Here is a 21,318-nt window from a genome sequence, read left to right on the forward strand (position 1 = left end):
TAACGGTAGTGCTTCGCGGCAGAGAGAGCAAACACAAATAAACAGTATTTTGTTTTCTGTTGAAATTATTTACAGCCAACGAAAACCGCAAGATGTGGCCACAACCCTCTACGAACCTTGGTTCAATAGACACATTGCCGCTCTTTAGGCCACCTACAAATGGACATTTCTTCTATTAGTGATCATGTTCTAATGGAAAATAGCTAGCGAGCAATCCATAAGCCTGATTACCATTAGCTTGCTCATTAACTCCAAGGTGCGCTGACGATGACCCAATCCACCCTCGGCTTTGTCCTCCATGACGTTGCGCGCGAGGTGAAACATGGCTGAGCCGACATTGCAGCGCCCTGCCGTGCACGCCGAAGCCCGACCGCTCGAGCCCGTGGAAAAACCCCGGATGCAGGCGCCCGAGGCTTCCGCCCTTGATGGCGATGCTCAAGAACCGAATGACACGGCGCGCCAACGCTGGCGCATCGGTCTGTTTTTGCTGGCACCGATCAGTGTCGTGGCCTGCGCCGCCTGGTATGTGTTGGGTGGCCAGGTCGTGAGTACCGACAACGCTTATATCCAGGCCGAGCGGGTGGGAGTTTCAACCGATGTCGCCGGGATCGTCGCGGCCATTGAAGTCAGTGACAACCAGACCGTGAGCAAAGGCCAGGTCTTGTTCCGCCTCAAGCCCGAGCCGTTTGAAATCGCCGTGGCCAGCGCCAGGGCGCAGCTGGAGAACGCGCGCAACCAGATCCTCTACCTCAAGGCGAGCTACAACCAATCTCTGGCCGAAATCGCCCAGGCTGAAGCCAAATTGCCGTTTTACCAGACCAATCTGCAACGGCTGGAAAAGCTGGTCAGCGTTGCCGCCGTCTCAAGGACTATCTACGACGACGCCCACCAGGACCTCGACAATACCCGTCAGCAAGTATCGGTCGCCAAGGCCCAGGCTGCCGCGGCGTTGGCCCAACTGGGTGGGCGCCTGGACAGACCACTTGAGCAGCATCCTTCCTACTTGCAGGCGCTGGCGGCCCTGAATGAAGCCGAACGCAACCTGCGAAACTCCGTGGTCATCGCCCCGTTCGACGGCGTCGTCACCAACGTTGACTCGCTGCAAGTGGGCGCGTATCTGCAACCACCCCAATCGGGCTTCAGCCTGGTCTCCAGCGAGCGACTGTGGGTCGCGGCGTCCCCGAAAGAAACCGAGCTGACCAACGCCCGGATTGGCCAGGGCGTCACCATCGAGGTAGACACTTATCCGGGTATCACCTGGCATGGCACCGTGGAAAGCATCAGCCCGGCCTCCAGTTCGAGCTTCTCCCTGCTGCCGGCCCAGAACACCACGGGCAACTGGGTGAAAGTCGTGCAGCGCATTCCGGTACGCATCCATATCGACGATGCTGTCGGCAAACCGGCGCTGCGCCATGGCATGAGCGCCGTGGTAGATATCGACACCGGCACCGCACGAGGCCTGCCCAAGCCACTGGCAAACCTGCTCGCACGCCATCATGAATGACGTGTCCGGACCGCTGCCGCCCTCGCCGCTGCGGGTACTGATCACACTGTGCGTGGTGCTGGCGGTGGTCATGCAGGCGCTGGACACCACCATCGCCAACGTCGCACTGCCCTTTATGCAGGGCAGCGTATCGGCCAGCGCCGATCAGATTAACTGGGTGCTGACTTCCTACATCGTCGCCACAGCCATCATGACGCCGCCCTCGGCATTCCTTGCCCGACGCTTCGGTCGCAAGCGCGTATTGCTGTGGTCGATCTTCGGTTTTGTATTGGCCTCGGTGCTCTGTGGCATCGCCCGCTCCCTGGAAGAAATCATCCTGTTCCGCCTGCTGCAAGGGGTGGCCGGGGCGGCATTGGTGCCCTTATCGCAAGGCATTCTGCTGGATATTTACCCGCAGAAAGACCGAGGGTCGGCAGTGGCCCTGTTCGGGGTATCGGTCATGGTCGGCCCGGTATTAGGTCCGATGCTCGGCGGCTGGCTGACGGAACACCTCAGCTGGCGCTGGGTGTTCTTCATCAACCTGCCTATCGGGTTGCTGGCCTTTATCGGCATGACCCGCTTCATACGGGAAACCCCGGCCGACAAGACTGCACGCCTGGACTGGCTGGGCTTTGGCTCGCTCAGCGTGGCGATCATGTCGATTCAATTGTTCCTCGACCGCGGCGAACAACTGGGCTGGTTCGACTCCGGGGAAATCATCCTGGAAGCGCTGGTGGCCGCCGTCGCTTCGTACATCTTCATTGTCCACACCTTCACTCATGACAAGCCCTTTATCAGCCTGAAGCTGTTCAAAGATCGCAATTACTCGGTGGCGGTGGTGTTTATCTTTATCATTGGCATCACCTACCTGGCCTCGCTGGCACTGATGACACCCTACCTGCAAACCCTGATGGGGTACCCGGTGCTCACCGCCGGCATGGTCATGGGGCCACGCGGACTGGGGACGATGCTCAGCATGTTCCTTGCCGGGAAGATCATCGGCAAAGTGGATATTCGCTGGATACTGTTTTGCGGTTTGTTGCTGTCCGCCTGGTCGATGTACATGATGACCGGCTGGACGCCGGCCGTGTCCATCGACACCATCATCTACGTCGGCTTTATTCAGGGCGCGAGCCTGGGTCTGTTGTTCGTCCCGCTGACCACCATCGCCTTTACCACCCTGCCCCCGCATTTGCGAGGCGAAGCCACGGGCCTGTACAACCTGTCACGCAACGTCGGTTCGAGCGTTGGCATCTCGATCGTTACGGTGCTGCTGGCGCAAAACACCCAGATAAACCATGCCGAAATCGGTGCATACGTGACGCCGTTCAACCGCCTGTTCGATGCCTGGCCTGTCAACCATCAGCTCAATCCATTGACCGCCAGCGGGCGTGCAGCACTGGATGGCTTGATCACTGTGCAGGCCAGCTGGGTGGCTTACCTGGATGACTTCAAGCTGCTGATGTGGTTATCCATCGGAGTCATACCGCTGCTGCTGATATTCAGGACGGCGAAGTCTCAAGCGAATCAGGCCTCGTAGCGAAAACGTCCCACCGCCACATTCAGCTCATCGGACAGCTCGCGCAAAGACACCACGGCTCCGGATACCTGATGGGTGATCGCATCACCCTCGCCGGCCATGCGTGCGATGTGCTCGACGTTGGCCACGATGCCTCGCCCACCCTCGCTCTGCACGCTTACCGCATCGGCGATCCGGTCAACCCCGCGCGTAGAGTCACCCACCAGTTCCGTTGCCTGCTGCAGGGTGCTTTCCAACTCACTCAGCAGCCGGCCGCTTTCTTCCAATGCCACAGTGCCCGCGCTCAATGCCTGGTCGACGATCCCGGACTGGCTCTCCAGCTTCAACGTCAGCTGGTTGATCGAGTTGGCCGCCAGCGCAGAGCGTTGTGCCAGGTTACGCACTTCGTCGGCCACCACGCTGAAGCCGCGCCCCCTCTCTCCGGCACGCGCCGCTTCGATGGCCGCATTGAGCGCCAGCATGCCCGTCTGCGCGGAGAGGTCCTTGACCTGACCGATGCTGGCGGTAATCGCTGTCGTACTTTCGACAAAATCGCCCACCGAGCCGCGGATCGCGGAGAAGGCATGGCGCACGCTGTCGATTTTCTCAAGCAGTCGCGATAAGGCCAAGTGTCCATCCTGCGCACCGCGCAAACTGGCTTCGGCGCAGCTGCGCAGGCTTTCAGCATGACTGGAGATTGCCGCAATACCGTCGCTCATCTGCTCGATGGTCATCGACACCGCGCCCACCGCACCGGCCTGCGCCGTAGAGCTTTGCGCCACCCGCGCCGAAGCGCCCACCAGCTCCTCTGCCGAGGCGCCGACCGATGCCGCGACTCCGGCAACCTGGCGCATGGCCTGCTGGAAGCTATCGATGAGTTCGTTGAATGCTTGAGCCGTATGGGCAATCTCGTCTCGACCCATGACCCGCACGCGTCGGGTCAGGTCGCCATCGCGCAACTCGATCGACGCCCTCTCGATTTCCCGGATGGGCCGGATGATTTGCGCACGCAACAAAAGACTGACTAACACAGCCATTAAGCTGCCACCCAGCAGCACCGCCACGAGCATCCGTGAGACCTGCTGTTGTGTTGCGCCCGCCTCAGCGAAGGCGCCAGAGGTCAGCTCGGCTTGTAGACCCAACAGCCGGTTGAATTGACCTTGCAAGCCATTGTTGTCGGCACGCACCCGACCCAGCAGCGAGGCAGCCTGTATCTGGTCGCTCAAAGCAGTGCGCTTGAATTCGGCAAGCCCCTCGCCGACCACTGCGGCCTGCTCCTGCACCGCTTGATAGAGCGCTCTCTCCTCTTTGCCCAAGCGAGTTTCACGGGCCACTTTGTCCAGCCCGGCACGCATGTCGTCGACACTGGCCTGCATATCCTCAAGATATGACTCAAGGTCCTCCGCAGAAGCTTGACCACTGGATTCAAGGATGCGCGCGCCTGTGGCATAGGCGCCGACCATCGCCGCCTGCGAGGCGGCCGAGGTTTCTAACACTTGCCGATACTGCTGGAAACGCAACTGGTCGATTTCCTCGATTACCGCTTGTTGCTTGGCCAGCCCGCGATAGGCCAGACCCGAGACAACCAGAAGAGCGAGCACAAATAACCCGGGCAGCACGAGGAGCTTGGCGCCGATTGAGAAGCCTTTCAGAAATGGCATGTTGGTTACCGTTTTTGTTTTTATAGAGCATGACTAGGCAGGCAGTTTATCCTGCATTATTCTTTATACAGTATTTAATTCTATTATCAGAACGATATTGAAGGTTTGATGTCCCGCCATAGCGCCTTGCCTCCGCCCTGCAACTAACGCCTGGCGTAACCAAAGCCAGCCAACCAGCACTGGAACGAACAGCCCAGGTAAGCAGCGGCATTGCAAAGACCAAGGTCAGGTTCGATACCGCCCCCCACAGAATCGCCAGCGCCTTGATTAATTCCGCCGCCAGTACCGATGAATGCCGCAGCCCTGCGGCCTCATCGAGCCCGCGGCGACCTGCTCAGCCGTAAGCGAACGTCCATGTGAGGCTTTCAGCAAGTACTTACCTATTCAGGCGAGGGGAAGTTTTTCAATGAAGGCCGTGAATTCCGTTAAATGCGGAGTCACCGGGCAAGCAGGGAGGAACCCGCACCCTTCACGTAACGAAAAAATCGACGCTGACTGGTGTCCCCAATTGCAGACAAGTTTTTGAATGGCGCGGCCGAGGTACTGTGCTCAACAGGTGAGCCAACATCGAAGGATCGAAGTCGAAGGTCAGAAACCGAGATGAGCGAGGCAGTAAGGTTAGGACCGGATGTGAATACTTAATATGCAGTGGTCCATGCCCACTTCAGAGGAACAACTGCAAGTAATTTTGTGGGGGTAAAAAGAACAAAAATAAAAAAGGGTCGCGAGATAAAATCTCGCAACCCCTTGAATTATATGGTCGGGACGGAGTGATTCGAACACTCGACCCCTAGCACCCCATGCTAGTGCGCTACCGGACTGCGCTACGCCCCGACTAGGCGTGAAACTTCTTCCTCTTCTCGAGGAACGCTCAAGAATATATCGCAAGCTTTTGAAAACTGGAAGTATTCAAACGCAGTAAATTATTTCTTGAGAACGACCAGCACATCTTCCAGTTCGGCAATCATCTGCCGAATCATCTGTTTGTACTGGGTAGTGTCGTCTTTGGCCTCATCACCGGACAATCGCAAGCGTGCGCCGCCGATGGTGAACCCTTGATCGTAAAGAAGCGCGCGGATCTGCCGGATCATCAGCACGTCTTGTCGCTGATAATACCGGCGGTTTCCGCGGCGTTTGACGGGGTTGAGTTGAGGAAACTCCTGTTCCCAATAGCGCAGCACGTGTGGTTTTACCGCACACAGCTCGCTGACTTCACCAATGGTGAAGTAGCGTTTGCCTGGGATGACGGGAAGCTCGTCGTTATGACTTGGTTCCAGCATAAGCCTCAACTCGGGCCTTCAACTTCTGCCCTGGACGAAAGGTGACCACACGGCGAGCCGTGATCGGGATTTCTTCACCCGTTTTCGGATTGCGGCCAGGCCGCTGGCGTTTGTCCCGAAGGTCGAAATTGCCGAAACCGGACAATTTGACTTGTTCGTTGTCTTCAAGAGCGTGCCTGATTTCCTCGAAAAACAGTTCGACCAATTCCTTGGCCTCCCGTTTATTCAGGCCCAACTCCTCATACAGACGTTCCGCCATCTCAGCTTTCGTCAGAGCCCCCATACGTCACTTCCTTAACGTGGCGTTCAACCTTTGTTCGAGCGAGGTGAGGATGTTTTGCGTCGTGGTATTCACCTCATCGTCATTAAGAGTGCGCGATGGATGCTGCCAGGTCAAGCCGACTGCAAGGCTTTTTCTATCAGGATCAATGCCTTTACCCTGATACACGTCAAATAGCCTGAGGTCCGTCAGCCATTCCCCTGCATTTTCACGGATTACGTCCAGTACAGCACTGGCTGCGACGTCTTTTTCGGCGATCAGTGCAAGATCACGACGTACTTCAGGAAAGCGTGATAACTCTTGGAATTTAGGCATTTTACCCAGAGCGACTTCAGCCAGAACCAGCTCGAAGACGAAGACCGGACGGTCCAGCCCCAAAGATTTCGACAATTCAGGGTGGATAGCGCCGACGAAACCGACCAGACGACCTTCACGCTCGATACGCGCGGTTTGACCCGGGTGCAATGCGGGGTGTTTGCCCGGCACGAATGTGAACGAATTCAATGCACCGGCAAAGCCCAGCACAGCTTCCACATCAGCCTTGACGTCGAAAAAATCCACGACATCGCGACCTTGTGCCCAACCTTCCGGCAGACGGCTACCGCAAACCACACCCGCCAGCATCGGCTCTTGCTTCAAGCCATCCAGTTGACCGACGAAGCGCAGACCGCTTTCGAACAGCCGGACGCGATCCTGTTGACGGTTCAGGTTGTGCTGAAGCGCCTTCACCAGACCTGGCCACAGGGACGAGCGCATGGCGGCCATATCATTCGAAATAGGGTTAGCCAGCAGCAGCGGTTCTACACCCGGATTAAACAGTTCGAACTGTTTCGGATCGATGAAGCTGTAAGTGATCGCTTCCTGATAACCACGGGCTACCAGTAGCCGACGCAGCTCAGGCAGGTCGCTACGCGCTTCAGCCTTGGCTTGCGGCGCCAGACGGGCTTGCGGGTAACGAACCGGCAGGCGGTTGTAACCGTACAGACGGGCCAGCTCTTCGATCAGATCGACTTCCAGGCTGATGTCGAAGCGATGGCTTGGCACTTCAACGCGCCACTGCCCTGCTCCATCAGCAGAAACGCTCAGGCCCAAAGCGTTGAGCAGGCGCTCGACTTCGGCCGAGTCCATTTCCATGCCCAGCATCTGGGTGATGCGTTGAGCACGCAGGGTAACCGGCGCGATCTTCGGCAGGTGTTGCTCGCTGACGGTTTCGATGATCGGGCCAGCTTCACCGCCAGTGATTTCCAGCAGCAGGCCAGTGGCGCGCTCCATGGCTTCACGGGCCAACTGCCAGTCCACACCACGCTCGTAGCGGTGCGAAGCGTCGGTGTGCAGGCCATAGGAACGCGCCTTGCCAGCAACGGCAATCTGATCGAAGAACGCACTCTCAAGGAAAATGTCGCGAGTGGTCGCGGTGTTGACGCCGCTGTGCTCGCCCCCCATGACGCCGGCAATTGCCAGGGCGCGGGTGTGGTCGGCAATCACCAGCGTATCGCTACGCAGGCTGACTTCCTGACCGTCGAGCAGCACCAGCTTCTCGCCTTCTTCTGCCATGCGCACGCGGATGCCGCCATTGATTTCGGCGAGATCGAACGCGTGCAGCGGCTGGCCCAACTCCAGCATCACATAGTTGGTGATGTCGACGGCAGCGTCGATGCTGCGCACGTCGGCACGACGCAGACGCTCGACCATCCACAGCGGCGTAAGCTTGGACAGGTCGACATTACGGATCACACGACCCAGGTAACGCGGGCAAGCAGCCGGCGCCAGCACTTCAACCGAACGCACTTCATCGTGCACTGCTGGAACGGTAGCAACGACCGGCCGGGTGACTTCGGCGGCGTACAGCGCGCCAACTTCACGGGCCAGGCCTGCCAGGGACAGGCAATCGCCGCGGTTCGGGGTCAGGTCGACCTCGATGCTGGCGTCATCCAGGCTCAGGTATTCACGAATATCCAGACCGACCGGCGCATCGGCCGGCAATTCCATCAGGCCATCGTTGCCTTCACCGACTTGCAACTCAGCTTGCGAGCACAGCATGCCGTTGGATTCAACGCCACGCAGCTTGGCTTTCTTGATTTTGAAGTCGCCCGGCAGCTCGGCACCGATCATGGCGAACGGGATCTTCAGGCCCGGGCGCACGTTTGGCGCACCGCACACGACCTGGAAGGTCTCCGAGCCATTGCTGACCTGGCAAACACGCAGCTTGTCGGCATCCGGGTGCTGCTCGGTGCTCAGCACCTCACCAACCACCACACCACTGAATTCACCGGCGGCCAGCGTAACGCTATCAACCTCAAGACCGGCCATCGACAGACGAGCAACCAGCTCATCGCGACTTACCTGCGGGCTTACCCAGCCACGCAGCCATTGTTCACTGAATTTCATCCTGCTCTCCTAAGAATTCGTTACGACTAGCGAAATTGCGCGAGGAACCGCAAGTCGTTGTCGAAGAACAGACGCAAGTCGTTCACGCCGTAACGCAGCATGGCCAGACGCTCAACGCCCATGCCGAAGGCAAAGCCCGAAAACTCTTCCGGGTCGATCCCGGACATGCGAAGCACGTTCGGGTGAACCATGCCGCAGCCCATTACTTCCAGCCAGCCAGTCTGTTTGCAGACACGGCAGCCTTTACCGCTGCACATCACGCACTCCATGTCGACTTCAGCGGATGGCTCGGTGAACGGGAAGTACGAAGGACGGAAACGCACGGCCAGTTCTTTTTCGAAGAACACGCGCAGGAACTCTTCGATGGTGCCTTTCAGGTCGGCGAAGTTGATATCACGGTCGACCAGCAGGCCTTCGACTTGATGGAACATCGGCGAGTGGGTGATATCGGAGTCGCTGCGGTACACACGGCCTGGGCAGACGATGCGGATCGGCGGCTGTTTCGATTCCATGGTGCGGACCTGTACCGGCGAGGTATGGGTGCGCAGCAACATGTTGGCATTGAAATAGAAGGTGTCATGCATCGACCGGGCCGGGTGATGGCCAGGGATGTTGAGCGCTTCGAAGTTGTGGTAATCGTCTTCCACCTCAGGGCCTTCGGCGATGCCGTAGCCGATGTGGGTGAAGAACTGTTCGATACGTTCCAGAGTGCGAGTAACCGGATGCAGACCACCCGAGTTCTGGCCACGGCCAGGCAGGGTCACGTCAATGGACTCGGCAGACAGTTTGGCGGCCAGGTCGGCCTCTTCAAACAGTGCCTTGCGGGCATTGAGAACCTCTGTGACACGCTCCTTGGCAACGTTGATCAGGGCACCGACTTGCGGACGCTCTTCTGCCGGCAAATTCCCCAGGGTCTTCATCACCTGAGTCAATTCGCCCTTCTTGCCAAGGTAGTGAACCCGGATTTGCTCCAGGGCATTGATATCTTCAGCGCTTTGCACAGCCTCTAGTGCTTGAGAGACGAGCGCATCCAGGTTTTCCATGTACAGACTCCAGATACAAAATAGGGGAAGAGCTTGAAGGCTCTTCCCCTATTTATGACGTTTAACACCTGGCCCCACAGAGGTGAGGCCCGGTGACTGTCGGGGGTACTTAAGCCAAGGTGGCTTTAGCTTTCTCGACAATCGCAGCAAACGCCGCTTTTTCGTTCACTGCCAGATCAGCCAGAACCTTACGGTCGATCTCGATGGACGCTTTTTTCAGGCCGGCGATGAAACGGCTGTAGGACAGACCGTTGATACGTGCACCAGCGTTGATACGAGCGATCCACAGAGCGCGGAACTGACGTTTTTTCTGACGACGGTCACGGTAGGCGTATTGGCCTGCCTTGATTACCGCTTGCTTGGCAACACGGAATACGCGCGAGCGAGCGCCGTAGTAGCCTTTAGCAAGTTTCAGAATTTTTTTGTGACGTTTACGGGCAATGACGCCACGCTTTACACGAGCCATGAGTTACTTCCTCTATTCTTGACTAAATTAACGAAGGCGCAGCATGCGCTCGACTTTTGCCACGTCACACGGTGCCAGCAAGCTGCTACCGCGCAGTTGACGCTTACGCTTGGTCGACATTTTAGTCAGGATGTGGCTCTTGAAAGCGTGCTTGTGCTTGATACCGTTAGCAGTTTTCAGAAACCGCTTAGCAGCACCACTTTTAGTTTTCATTTTTGGCATGTTCGGATACTCCGCATTCAGTTGATAAACATAATCAGAAGGCCTGCCGTGCCCTATTGATTACTTCTTCTTTTTCGGGGCGATGACCATGATCAGTTGGCGTCCTTCCATCTTAGGATGCTGTTCGACCGAACCGTACTCGAGCAAGTCACCTTCAACTCGCTTGAGGAGTTCCATCCCCAGCTCCTGGTGGGCCATCTCACGGCCGCGGAATCGCAAGGATACCTTGGCCCTGTCCCCATCACTCAGGAAACGTACCAGGTTGCGCAGTTTTACCTGGTAATCCCCTTCCTCCGTCCCTGGACGAAACTTGATTTCTTTAACCTGAATCTGCTTCTGGTTTTTCTTGGCCGCGGCAATCTGCTTCTTCTTCTCGAAGATCGATTTGCCGTAGTCCATCAGCTTGCAAACAGGGGGTACTGCATCGGCGGAAATTTCCACCAGATCCAGTTTGGCTTCTTCAGCCTTAAGAAGCGCGTCTTCAATTGACACAATCCCAAGCTGCTCACCCTCAGCTCCAATTAACCGAACCTCGCGTGCCGAGATATTCTCGTTGATCGGGGCTTTCGGTGCAGCTCGTTTATCTTGTCTCATTTCACGCTTAATAATAATTACTCCGAATCTGGGCGACCACGCCGGGAAACCGCTTGCGCGAGAAACTCAGCGAACTGGGCGACGGGCATCGAGCCCAGGTCAGCACCTTCACGAGTACGCACAGCGACAGTCTGCATCTCGACTTCCCGATCTCCGATAACCAAGAGATAGGGAACCTTGAGCAAAGTATGCTCGCGGATTTTAAAGCCGATCTTTTCATTTCTCAAGTCAGACTTGGCACGAAATCCGCTTTCATTGAGGGTTTTTTCAACCTCAGCGGCAAAATCAGCCTGTTTATCAGTGATATTCATGATCACTGCCTGGGTCGGAGCCAGCCACGCGGGGAACGCACCCTCGTAGTGCTCGATCAGAATTCCGACGAAACGTTCGAAGGAACCCAGGATCGCCCGGTGCAACATAACCGGGTGCTTGCGACTGTTGTCTTCGGAGACGTATTCGGCTCCCAGACGGACAGGCAGGTTAAAATCGAGCTGAAGGGTACCACATTGCCAGACGCGGCCGAGGCAATCTTTCAGCGAGAACTCGATCTTCGGACCGTAGAACGCACCTTCGCCCGGCTGCAGATCGTACGACAGGCCAGCGCTATCAAGGGCTGCAGCCAGTGCTGCTTCGGCGCGATCCCACAGCTCGTCGGAACCAACACGTTTTTCCGGACGAGTGGACAGCTTCATTTCGACGTCTTTAAAGCCGAAGTCGGCATAAACGTCCATGGTCAGCTTGATGAACGCAGCGGATTCAGCCTGCATCTGCTCTTCAGTGCAGAAGATGTGGGCGTCGTCCTGAGTGAACGCACGCACGCGCATGATGCCGTGCAGCGCACCCGATGGCTCGTTACGGTGACAGGCACCGAATTCGGCCAGACGCATCGGCAGTTCGCGGTAGCTTTTCAGGCCTTGATTGAACACTTGCACGTGGCAAGGGCAGTTCATTGGCTTGATCGCGTAATCGCGGTTTTCCGACTGGGTGGTAAACATGTTGTCGGCGTAGTTGGCCCAGTGCCCGGATTTCTCCCACAGGCTGCGGTCAACGACCTGCGGAGTTTTGATCTCCAAGTAACCGTTGTCGCGCTGAACCTTGCGCATGTACTGCTCGAGCACCTGGTACAAAGTCCAGCCGTTCGGGTGCCAGAACACCATGCCCGGCGACTCTTCCTGGGTGTGAAACAGGCCCAGGCGCTTGCCGATCTTGCGATGATCGCGCTTTTCAGCTTCTTCGATGCGCTGGATGTAAGCCGCCAGCTGCTTCTTGTCAGCCCATGCGGTGCCGTAAACGCGCTGCAATTGCTCGTTCTTGGCATCACCACGCCAGTAGGCGCCGGACAACTTGGTCAGTTTGAAGGATTTCAGGAAACGCGTGTTCGGCACGTGCGGACCGCGGCACATGTCGACGTATTCTTCGTGATAGTACAGACCCATGGCCTGCTCGTTCGGCATGTCCTCGACCAGGCGCAGCTTGTAGTCTTCGCCGCGGGCCTTGAACACTTCGATCACTTCGGCGCGCGGAGTGACTTTCTTGATCACGTCGTAATCTTTTTCGATCAGCTGCTGCATGCGCTGTTCGATAGCGGCCAGGTCGTCCGGTGTAAAAGGACGTTCGAAAGCAATGTCGTAATAGAAGCCTTCGTCGATGACCGGGCCGATGACCATTTTGGCCGTCGGGTACAGCTGCTTGACCGCGTGGCCAACCAGGTGGGCGCAAGAGTGGCGAATGATCTCCAGCCCCTCTTCATCCTTTGGCGTAATGATGTGCAGCGTGGAATCGCTGTCGATGATGTCGCTGGCGTCGACCAGCTTGCCATTGACCTTGCCGGCCACGGTGGCTTTGGCCAGACCTGCACCAATGGATGCGGCGACCTCGGCTACGGAAACCGGGTGATCGAATGAACGTTGACTGCCGTCGGGAAGAGTAATAGTTGGCATGGCGCCTCCTCTCCTAGTGGTGACCCCTACCAAAGGTCACGTGGGTTGGGATGAGCCAGTACAAGATCCGATCCAGGCCATTCAATGACGAACGCCTGCCTTACAGCGGCAGGAGCCTTGCGGCCAACCGGAAAACCGAACCAGAGTGACTGGGATTCAAATCAGGGTTATTCGCACATCTGCTGCCACCGGGACTGAAGGTCATCCGGAGCCTGCAAACGCCCGAGCGAGGCATGCTAGCACAGATGAACGGTCGTCGATGCACACAGGCTTTCAGCTGGGGCAAATCGGGCATTTTTATGCCAGAGTGCTGAACTTGAACCCCGCTTTACCCCTCAGATAACAAGACATTGACCCACAAGGAGCATCCCAGCATGCGTCTGAATCGTTTATTCGCAATAGTCGCCCCCATCGTTTTGCTGCTGCCACTGGCCGCCCATGCCGATTGGCCAAAGGGCGAGCGCGAGAAATACATGGCTCAGTGCACTCAGGCAGCCACCCCCCAGATCGGTGCTGCAGCGGCCAAAGCTCACTGCGCTTGTGGTGCCGATGCAATCAAATCGTATCCGGCCGGCGACATCCAGGCACTGATGGACAACACAGCCAGTGATGCCCTGAAACAAAAAGCACTGACGCAAATTTCGTCCTGCAAAGCCGATAACAAGGCGAAAAAATAAGCCCGCCAGAGCGCTTTGAAGGCCTGCAAAGCCTCTGAAAACCGCTATTTCGTACAAATTATGCAGGTTTTACAGGTTTTTTTAATGTCTTTACTTTTGGCTGAAAGCCTTTTAAAACGGGGCTTGCAGCCAAACAAAGCAGCAAACAGAACGCGACTGCAGGGCAAACAGCACGTCCGGGGGGCTCCCAAAGCGAACATTTCGACTATGATACCCCGGTGTGCCCAGTTGGCCTGAGCAGCACAGTACTGAAAAAATATATGTTTCTTGGAGATACACCATGTCTAATCGCCAAACCGGCACCGTTAAGTGGTTCAACGATGAAAAAGGCTTCGGCTTCATCACTCCTCAAGGTGGCGGTGACGACCTGTTCGTACACTTCAAAGCTATCGAAAGCGACGGTTTCAAAAGCCTGAAAGAAGGCCAGACCGTTTCCTTCGTGGCTGAGAAAGGCCAAAAGGGTATGCAAGCTGCACAAGTCCGCGCTGAGTAATTTTTCAGCCGCACTAAAAAACCCCGTCCATGTGACGGGGTTTTTTATGGGTGAAACAAAAGCCTGAAGCTCGATCAGCCGCAGTTGGCGCGGGTGACGACCCGATTGGCATCGGTGTTCAGGTTCAAGCGATCAGAGCGGTACTCCAGAGTCACCATGTCGGTGGGCAAGAGGAACCGTGCATTCTGTGCGCCTGCGCGGGTACGCGCCTGTTCCAGCAACTCAGGCGAAGCCTTTTTGCCAATGGTGAATTCGGCCGCCTTTGCCTCGCAACGGCTATGGCCAGTGTCAGTCGTCGCCGCGGAGTCTGTTGCCGACTCGGTGGAGGTAGTGCTGCAACCGGCCAGCATGGCAACGGCCAACAAAGCACCCAATGACGCGAACTTCCAAGGCATGAAGCCTCCTTTTTTCAATAGTTAAGCTGAGATCGTGCGACCGCCAATCTGGCGTTTGGTTTCACGGGGAGTGCTAGCACCCTGCCCTCAACCTGGACAAGCGGCGAGTTTGCCTGAGCATCACCCTGCCGTTCATCACTCAATCGTGACTGAATATGAACAGCGCTCAATAGACGTCGATGTAGTCGTAGAGCGGATTTGGCCAGTTCTCTTTCAGTGCATTGAAGATTTGCATGACCCAGACCTCGTCGCTGGCCGCGACCAATCCTACATAACCGGAACCCTTGGCCCATGTCTCCAGGCGAAACAGCAGCCCACCGATATCGTTCCCGCCTACGACACCCGAAGAAATATAGGCGATACCACCCTTGGTCACCCGCAACTGAGTGTGCTCATCGTCACTGGCCGAGGCAAGCAGCTGACGCACTGCCTCAAGGGTCAAGCCGTCAGGCGTGTTCAAATCGATCCGCACGGCACGTGTCCTTGAAAAATCATTAAAGACCAAGTGTCGCATAGCCCTCCTCTCATGCCTAAGTCGGAGTGCCAAACGCCGCGCAAAATGGTTAACTCGACACTCAGACTTTCCCGACTTCACGAGCGCCATCATGTCCACCATAAGCATCGACGCCAACATCACAGTCAAGTGGCCACAGGGTCACAGCTCTTACAGCCCGGGCAGCCCGGAAGAGTTGGCAATCATTGGTATCGATCTATTGGTCAAGGAGCTGGGAACTGAAGCGGCGAGGAAATTCATCGCGCAGATATTCGAGAAGTACCCTGCCGACTATATGGGCTTGACAGAGAACGAGCGCGCGTAAAACCCGCAGGCTGGCACCTGCGGGCCGATGGATTACTTCAGACGAGCCAGCCGCTCGGTCAGCAGGTCAAAGAAGCCCTGGGCGTCGCCGCTTTCAACCCAAAAAGCATTCTTCGGTGCCTTCAGGCCGTCATACCAGTCAACGATGGTTTGACCAAAGGTCGGGCCTTCGCGGCTATCCACGACCACGTTGACCGTGCGACCGGTGAACAACGCAGGCTTGAGCAAGTAGGCGATTACGGTCGCGTCATGCACCGGGCCACCCGGAATGCCATAGTGCTCCATGTCGCCTTTGACGTATTCATTGAGAATATCGCCCACCAGTTTGCTGGCAGTGTTGTTGATGGCGGCGATCTGCTTCAGGCGCGCTTCGCTGGTGAGGATCTTGTGGGTCACGTCCAGCGGCAGGTACGTCAGCTTCACACCACTTTTGAGCACCACCTCAGCAGCCTGCGGGTCGGCGAACAGGTTGAACTCGGCCACCGGGGTGATGTTGCCGCCGTTGAAGTGCGCACCGCCCATGATCACCACTTCCTTGATTCCCTGAACGATTTCAGGTTCCTGGATCAGCGCCAAGGCCAGATTGGTCTGCGGACCCAGCATGGCGATGGTGATGCTATGGGGCTTGGCGGCTTTCAAGGTATCGATCAGGTAATTGACCGCATTGCCTTCGGCCAGTCCTTTCTTCGGTTCATGTACGGTGACGCCCGACAGGCCTTCCTTGCCATGAATGTTCTCGGCGTAAATCGGCGTACGCATCAGCGGTTTCGGCGCACCGGCGTAGACCGGCACCTCCTCGCGCCCCGCCCACTCACGGGCCAGCCGCGCATTACGCGAAGTCTTGTCCAGACGCACATTGCCGGCGACGGTCGTCAGCGCACGAATGTTCAGCTCTTCCGGCGATGCCAGGGCAAACAGCAAGGCAACTACGTCATCGGCACCCGGGTCGGTGTCGATGATCAAGTCGATCTTTTCCGCCGCCTGGGCGCTTGTTGCGGTAATCAGGGACAAAAGCAGCAGACTCCGGAGAAGGTGTTGCAGTTTCTGAGCATAGCGGTGCATAGCGCACTCCTTGTGCGTGGGACAGCAGAAAGACAACAGCGAGTTAGAACGTTACCCCCGCCACCAGCACGATGTTGCAGTACGGCTGGCATTCGCCTGTACGAACAATCGCCCGTGCCTGTCGGCTGAGGACTTTGAATTGGTCATGACTGAGCAGCTCACGCTGACCTAGCGCACCTTCAGCATTCAGCTCATCGAGCGTCGCCAACGCCGAAGGTCTCTTGTCCAGGATCTCCTGGGCCAGCACATGGCTTTCGACCTGCATTTCGCTGAGTACGACGTTCAAGGTGCTGACGAAATCCGGAATGCCGTGGGTCAAGGCCAGGTCAATCAGCTCAACGCCCGGCGGCACTGGCAGCCCTGCATCGCCGATCACCACCATGTCGCCATGGCCCAGGGATGCGATTAGCCGCGACAGCGCGACGTTGAGCAAAGGTGTCTTTTTCATGGTGCTTTAAAGGCCTGTACGTCGGACAAGGTGGGGATCGAGGGTTGTGCACCGGCACGGGTGACCGACAGTGCCGCAGCGACCTGACCGAAACGGATCGCTTCTGCTTCGGTTTTGCCAGCCGACAGGGCCGCCGCAAAACCGCCGACAAACGTATCGCCGGCAGCCGTTGTGTCGACCGCCTTCACTTTTGGCGCGGGGAAATGCTCGAAGCTTTTGCCGTTGGCGAATATCGACCCTTGGGCACCGAGGGTGATGATTACCTTGCCGGCGCCCATGTCGATCAACCGGGTCGCTGCGGTTTCGGCGGTTTGCAGTGAGTCCACTGGCAAACCGCTCAGGGCCGAGGCTTCGCTTTCGTTGGGAATCAGGTAATCGATGGATGCATACCAATCCGCCGGCAACGGGCGACTGGCCGGCGCCGGATTGAGGATCACAGTCTTGCCCAACTCACGGCCACGTTTCAGCGCATGGCCGACGGTGGCATCCGGCACTTCCAGCTGACAGATGATCACATCCGCCGCCTGCAACACCGAGTCGAAACGGTCGATCACTTCCGGCGTCAGCGCACCGTTGGCACCGGCAACGATTACTATCGCGTTCTGACTGTTGTCGTCGACCACAATCAACGCCACGCCACTGGAATCGTCGACGGTGCTGACCGCCTGACAATCGATCTGCTCGGCCAATAACGCACCACGCAATTGCTCGCCATAAGCATCGCTGCCGACGCAACCGACCATCGAAACCCGGGAACCAAGACGCGCCGCGGCAACGGCCTGATTCGCGCCCTTGCCGCCGGAAACCGTGGCAAACGACTCGCCGATCAGCGTTTCACCACCACGGGGCAGCCTTGGCGCCCGGGTGACCAGGTCCATGTTCAGGCTGCCTATTACCACTACTCTTGCTGGCATACATTGCTACTCATTAATTCTATTCAGCGGTGCTTTTGGTTTAGCGGCTTTCGATTTTCAACGGAATTGAGCGAACAGACCGGCCAGCGGCGCAGTCGACTCCCGCAAGACAATACTGGGCGTCACGATTCGTTGATCGGTGGCCATATCCGGCGTGGCGATCCTGCGCAAAAGCACTTCGGCCGCCATCTCACCGAGCTGCAGGATCGACTGACCCACAGTGGTCAGCGCCGGGTACACATAACGGCTCATCTGAATATCGTCGAAGCCAATCACCGACAACTCGGTCGGTACACGAATATTGCGCTCGGCGGCAGCGCGCAGCACACCGATACCGATCATGTCGTTACCGGCGAAGATCGCGCTGGGCGGGTTTTCTTCCAGCAGGATCGCCGCAGCGCTGTAACCGCCGGTGCTGGTAAAGTCGCTTTCCAGCATGCGCTCGCGAGACACTTCGACACCTGCCTCTTTCAGGGCGCGGCAATAACCGGCCAGACGCATCTGCGCCACACTGGTACTCGCGGGGCCGCCGATAGTGGCGATGTCCCGATGCCCCAACTCCAGAAGGTGCCGGGTCGCCAGGTAGGCGCCGTATTCGTGGTCGATTCGCACCAGGTCGGCATTCACACCTTCCAGTCCGCGGTCGGCGATCACCATCGGGGTCTTCACTCCTGCCAGGCCTTCTGCCAGCCCCGCGTCGCCACCTGCCGACGCCACGATCAACCCGTCGATGCGTTTTTCCAGCAGCACCCGCAGGTAGCTGCGTTGCTTGTCCGGATTGTCGTCGGAGTTGCAGAGGATCACGCAGTAGCCATTGCGCTCGCAGTAATCTTCGATGCCACGTGCCAATTCGGCAAAGTAGGGGTTGAGGCTATTAGGCACCAACAGACCGATAGTCGCCGTCGTTTTAGCCTTCAGTGACCGGGCCACGGCACTGGGCACGTAGTCGAGGGTTTTGATTGCCGCTTCAACCTTGACCCGCACTTCGTCACTGACCGGCCGGGTCTTGTTCACCACATGGGAAACCGTGGTGTAGGAAATCCCCGCGAGCGCTGCCACATCCTTGATCGTTGCCATGACTCAGGTCCGCCGGCTTGCGCGCTGACTGCGATAAGTATCAAGCACCACCGCTACCACGATGACCGCGCCGGTGATGATGCGTTTGGTCGGTTCGGTCGCGCCGATCTGCGCCAGACCGGCCGCCAATACGGAAATGATCAGAACCCCAAAGAACGTACTGATCACCGAACCACGGCCACCCATCAGGCTGGTGCCGCCAATGACCACAGCCGCGATCACTTGCAACTCCAGACCGGAACCGGCATTCGGGTCCGCCGCTTCCAGACGGGAAATCTGAAACAGCGCAGCGATACCGGCCAGCAACCCCATCAGACTGAATACCAGGATCTTGTAGGGCTTGGGATTGATCCCTGCCAGACGCACCGCCTCTTCGTTGGTGCCGATGCCGATCAGGTAACGACCGAACACGGTACGCGTCAACACGGCCTGGGCGACGATGATGATCAGCAAGGCAATGATGAACGACGGCGAAATACCGAAGGCGATCGGGTTGGACAACCAGGCAAAGGCATCACCGATATAAGCCGTGCGCGAGCCGGTCATCTGATACGCCACACCGCGGGCCATTTCCAGCACCCCGAGAGACACGATGAATGACGGAATCCGCCACGCCACGGTGATCGAACCGGTGATGGTCCCGGCCAGCGCCGCAGCTCCCATCCCCAACAACGCGGCAGGCAGCACACTCCAGCCCCAGCCGAGAATCGCCACACTGACCGTCGACGCCGCGAGGGCCAACACCGAGCCCACCGACAGGTCGATGCCACCGATGATCAACACGAACGTCATGCCGACCGCCAGCACCATCAAATCCGGAATCTGGTTGGCCAGGGTACTGAAGGTGTCGTAAGACAGAAAATGGCTGCTCAGGACCGAGAACAGCGCGACCATGGCCAGCAAGGCACCGGCCAGACCCAGATAGGTACCGAGGCCGTAAAAGTTGCCACTACGTTTGCCAGCGGACGTTGCAGTAATCATGGAAGATCCCTAGGCGCTGCTTCGTTGAGCAACGCATCACGTTTTTGATAGCCGGCGAACGCGGCGGCAAGCAAGTCATCCTGGGTCCAGCTGTCGCGCTCAAAGGTCTCGATCAGACGCCCCGCCGAGAGCACGCCGATCCGGTCACAGATCAACATCAGTTCACGCAAGTCGCTGGACACCACCACCAGCGCTTTGCCCTGGCGGGTCAGCTCACCGAGCAGCGCATAGATGTCGAACTTGGCACCGACATCGATGCCACGGGTTGGCTCGTCGAACAGCATCACCGAACAATCGCGCTCCAGCCAACGGCCGATCACGACTTTCTGCTGGTTACCGCCGGACAGTTCCGACACCAGTTGCGTGGGGCTGGAACTGCGGATGCGCATGACGTCAATCTGCCGCTGGGCCAGGGCCATCTCGTCACCATTGTTGACGACGCCACCACTGGAAATGACCGGCATGTTGCCCAGCGCTATGTTGGCGCTGATCGATTGAGTCAGCAGCAGGCCTTCACCCTTGCGATCTTCGGTGATCAGGGCGATGCCGTGACCGACTGCATCAGCCGGTGAACGGATGCTGACAACTTGCGCCGGCGAACCTAGCGCGACAGTGCCGCTGTCCGCGGTGTCGGCACCGAAGATCAGTCGCAGCAACTCTGTGCGCCCTGCCCCGATCAGGCCGGAAATCCCGTAGATCTCACCAGCGCGCACTTCGAACGACACGTCGCGAACCTTGTCGGCGCGGGTCAGCCCTTTGACCGTCAACGCCGGAGCGCCGATTTTGCGCGACCCCATGTCGATGTGTTCGCCGAGCTCACGACCGACCATCAGCGTGACCAGTTGCTCACTGTTGTAATTGGCCATCGGCTCGACACACACCAGGTTGCCGTCGCGCAATACCGCGATGCGCTGAGCCACCCGTGCCAGTTCTTCGAGGCGGTGGGAGATATAGATGATCGACACACCGCGAGCCTGCAGGCGGGTGATCTGCTCGAACAGCATCTCGACTTCACGAGCCGTCAACATCGCGGTGGGTTCGTCGAGGATCAGTACGTGGCAATCGCCGATCAGGTTACGGGCGATCTCAACCATTTGCTGGTGACCGATGCCCAGTTCGCCGACCAGGGTGTCCGGATCGATCGCGTCGAGCCCGACTTGAGCCATGGCCTCGATCGCGGCCTTGCGCAGTTGCTTGCGGCTGATCCAGCCGCCGCTGCTGGGCAAGTTATCGAGAAACAGGTTTTCCGCCACTGACAGAGTCGGCAACAGATTGAGTTCTTGCATGACCATGCGGATGCCCAGGTCTTCGGCCTGGGTCCGGCTGCCGGGGCGGTAATCCTGACCCTGGAATTGCATCTGGCCGGTGGTCGGCGTGACCAGCCCGCCAATGATCTTCGACAGGGTGCTTTTGCCGGCGCCGTTCTCGCCGGTCAGCGCCAGCACTTCACCGCGCATCAGCGTCAGGTCAATGCCGGTCAGGACCGGTTGGGCGTAGGTCTTGCCGATACCGCTGACCGACAGGACAGCGTTCGGGGCGCAAACTGACATAAAAACTCTCCATGCGCTCGCCCGGACG

The 21,318-nt window shown here is 57.9% G+C and carries 22 protein-coding genes, 1 tRNA gene and 1 pseudogene; 5 read left to right on the plus strand and 19 right to left on the minus strand.

Going from position 1 to position 21,318, the window contains the following annotated elements; all coding sequences use genetic code 11:
• Window positions 1-322: 322 nt before the first annotated feature.
• Together FQ185_RS08385 and FQ185_RS08390 are read left to right on the plus strand one after the other, a co-directional pair.
• Window positions 323-1,504, plus strand: a complete 1,182-nt coding sequence (locus FQ185_RS08385; RefSeq protein ID WP_057005024.1) for an HlyD family secretion protein — start codon at window positions 323-325, stop codon at window positions 1,502-1,504.
• On the plus strand, window positions 1,497-3,023 hold the full coding sequence (locus tag FQ185_RS08390) for a DHA2 family efflux MFS transporter permease subunit (protein ID WP_057005023.1): 1,527 nt from the start codon (window positions 1,497-1,499) through the stop codon (window positions 3,021-3,023). Before FQ185_RS08385 ends, FQ185_RS08390 begins: the two co-directional genes overlap by 8 nt.
• Here FQ185_RS08390 and FQ185_RS31010 read toward each other — a convergent pair.
• The 11 genes and pseudogenes from FQ185_RS31010 to thrS all read right to left on the minus strand — a co-directional run bounded on the left by FQ185_RS31010 (window position 3,011) and on the right by thrS (window position 12,876).
• Complete coding sequence (locus tag FQ185_RS31010) at window positions 3,011-3,856, minus strand: methyl-accepting chemotaxis protein (RefSeq protein WP_371926605.1); 846 nt, start codon at window positions 3,854-3,856, stop codon at window positions 3,011-3,013. The two genes, FQ185_RS08390 and FQ185_RS31010, sit on opposite strands and share 13 nt — an antisense overlap.
• Before the next feature lie 18 nt (window positions 3,857-3,874).
• Window positions 3,875-4,663: pseudogene (locus FQ185_RS31015) on the minus strand (HAMP domain-containing protein); the annotation flags it as partial.
• Between the two features lie 757 nt (window positions 4,664-5,420).
• Window positions 5,421-5,497, minus strand: a tRNA-Pro gene (locus FQ185_RS08400).
• An 89-nt stretch (window positions 5,498-5,586) separates the two neighbouring features.
• A complete protein-coding gene (locus FQ185_RS08405) occupies window positions 5,587-5,943 on the minus strand; it encodes a MerR family transcriptional regulator (RefSeq protein ID WP_003179985.1) in 357 nt (118 codons plus the stop codon).
• Window positions 5,924-6,226 (minus strand): integration host factor subunit alpha, encoded by a 303-nt coding sequence (ihfA, locus tag FQ185_RS08410; protein ID WP_002553164.1) that lies wholly within the window; start codon window positions 6,224-6,226, stop codon window positions 5,924-5,926. The genes FQ185_RS08405 and ihfA overlap by 20 nt, the downstream gene beginning before the upstream one ends.
• Before the next feature lie 3 nt (window positions 6,227-6,229).
• Complete coding sequence (pheT, locus tag FQ185_RS08415) at window positions 6,230-8,611, minus strand: phenylalanine--tRNA ligase subunit beta (protein WP_149417030.1); 2,382 nt, start codon at window positions 8,609-8,611, stop codon at window positions 6,230-6,232.
• A 26-nt stretch (window positions 8,612-8,637) separates the two neighbouring features.
• A complete protein-coding gene (gene pheS / locus FQ185_RS08420; RefSeq protein WP_149417031.1) occupies window positions 8,638-9,654 on the minus strand; it encodes a phenylalanine--tRNA ligase subunit alpha in 1,017 nt (338 codons plus the stop codon).
• Between the two features lie 109 nt (window positions 9,655-9,763).
• Entirely contained in the window at window positions 9,764-10,120 is a 357-nt protein-coding gene (gene rplT, locus FQ185_RS08425) for a 50S ribosomal protein L20 (RefSeq protein ID WP_007905879.1), read from the minus strand.
• 27 nt (window positions 10,121-10,147) lie between these two features.
• A complete protein-coding gene (rpmI, locus tag FQ185_RS08430; protein ID WP_008145659.1) occupies window positions 10,148-10,342 on the minus strand; it encodes a 50S ribosomal protein L35 in 195 nt (64 codons plus the stop codon).
• Window positions 10,343-10,402: 60 nt separating this feature from the next.
• Complete coding sequence (gene infC / locus FQ185_RS08435; RefSeq protein WP_172435341.1) at window positions 10,403-10,954, minus strand: translation initiation factor IF-3; 552 nt, start codon at window positions 10,952-10,954, stop codon at window positions 10,403-10,405.
• Entirely contained in the window at window positions 10,954-12,876 is a 1,923-nt protein-coding gene (thrS, locus tag FQ185_RS08440; protein ID WP_149417032.1) for a threonine--tRNA ligase, read from the minus strand. The genes infC and thrS overlap by 1 nt, the downstream gene beginning before the upstream one ends.
• A 374-nt stretch (window positions 12,877-13,250) precedes the next feature.
• On the opposite strand from thrS, the gene FQ185_RS08445 reads away from it, so the two are divergent.
• Together FQ185_RS08445 and FQ185_RS08450 are read left to right on the plus strand one after the other, a co-directional pair.
• Complete coding sequence (locus FQ185_RS08445; protein ID WP_149417033.1) at window positions 13,251-13,553, plus strand: hypothetical protein; 303 nt, start codon at window positions 13,251-13,253, stop codon at window positions 13,551-13,553.
• A 280-nt stretch (window positions 13,554-13,833) separates the two neighbouring features.
• Window positions 13,834-14,046: a cold-shock protein gene (locus FQ185_RS08450; protein ID WP_007905882.1), complete on the plus strand. Its 213-nt coding sequence runs from the start codon at window positions 13,834-13,836 to the stop codon at window positions 14,044-14,046.
• 74 nt (window positions 14,047-14,120) lie between these two features.
• Here FQ185_RS08450 and FQ185_RS08455 read toward each other — a convergent pair whose 3' ends face one another.
• The gene (locus FQ185_RS08455; protein WP_149417034.1) at window positions 14,121-14,441 is read right to left on the minus strand and encodes an I78 family peptidase inhibitor; all 321 of its coding nucleotides are present in this window, start codon (window positions 14,439-14,441) and stop codon (window positions 14,121-14,123) included.
• 166 nt (window positions 14,442-14,607) lie between these two features.
• Window positions 14,608-14,913: a hypothetical protein gene (locus FQ185_RS08460; RefSeq protein WP_149417035.1), complete on the minus strand. Its 306-nt coding sequence runs from the start codon at window positions 14,911-14,913 to the stop codon at window positions 14,608-14,610.
• Between the two features lie 133 nt (window positions 14,914-15,046).
• On the opposite strand from FQ185_RS08460, the gene FQ185_RS08465 reads away from it, so the two are divergent.
• The gene (locus FQ185_RS08465) at window positions 15,047-15,259 is read left to right on the plus strand and encodes a hypothetical protein (protein WP_149417036.1); all 213 of its coding nucleotides are present in this window, start codon (window positions 15,047-15,049) and stop codon (window positions 15,257-15,259) included.
• Window positions 15,260-15,291: 32 nt separating this feature from the next.
• Here FQ185_RS08465 and FQ185_RS08470 read toward each other — a convergent pair whose 3' ends face one another.
• From FQ185_RS08470 to FQ185_RS08495, 6 genes are read right to left on the minus strand one after another with little or no spacing between them, the layout of a single operon-like run.
• Window positions 15,292-16,320, minus strand: coding sequence for a nucleoside hydrolase (locus FQ185_RS08470; RefSeq protein ID WP_149417037.1), 1,029 nt, complete (start codon window positions 16,318-16,320; stop codon window positions 15,292-15,294).
• Between the two features lie 43 nt (window positions 16,321-16,363).
• A complete protein-coding gene (gene rbsD, locus FQ185_RS08475; RefSeq protein WP_149417038.1) occupies window positions 16,364-16,768 on the minus strand; it encodes a D-ribose pyranase in 405 nt (134 codons plus the stop codon).
• Complete coding sequence (gene rbsK, locus FQ185_RS08480; protein WP_149417039.1) at window positions 16,765-17,682, minus strand: ribokinase; 918 nt, start codon at window positions 17,680-17,682, stop codon at window positions 16,765-16,767. The genes rbsD and rbsK overlap by 4 nt, the downstream gene beginning before the upstream one ends.
• A gap of 57 nt (window positions 17,683-17,739) precedes the next feature.
• Window positions 17,740-18,759, minus strand: coding sequence for a LacI family DNA-binding transcriptional regulator (locus FQ185_RS08485; protein WP_149417040.1), 1,020 nt, complete (start codon window positions 18,757-18,759; stop codon window positions 17,740-17,742).
• Window positions 18,760-18,762: 3 nt separating this feature from the next.
• Window positions 18,763-19,740 (minus strand): ABC transporter permease, encoded by a 978-nt coding sequence (locus FQ185_RS08490; RefSeq protein WP_149417041.1) that lies wholly within the window; start codon window positions 19,738-19,740, stop codon window positions 18,763-18,765.
• The gene (locus FQ185_RS08495) at window positions 19,737-21,290 is read right to left on the minus strand and encodes a sugar ABC transporter ATP-binding protein (RefSeq protein ID WP_149417042.1); all 1,554 of its coding nucleotides are present in this window, start codon (window positions 21,288-21,290) and stop codon (window positions 19,737-19,739) included. The genes FQ185_RS08490 and FQ185_RS08495 overlap by 4 nt, the downstream gene beginning before the upstream one ends.
• Window positions 21,291-21,318: the final 28 nt, after the last annotated feature.

This window comes from Pseudomonas sp. ANT_H12B (assembly GCF_008369325.1).
In the GTDB taxonomy this organism is placed as follows: Bacteria; Pseudomonadota; Gammaproteobacteria; order Pseudomonadales; family Pseudomonadaceae; genus Aquipseudomonas.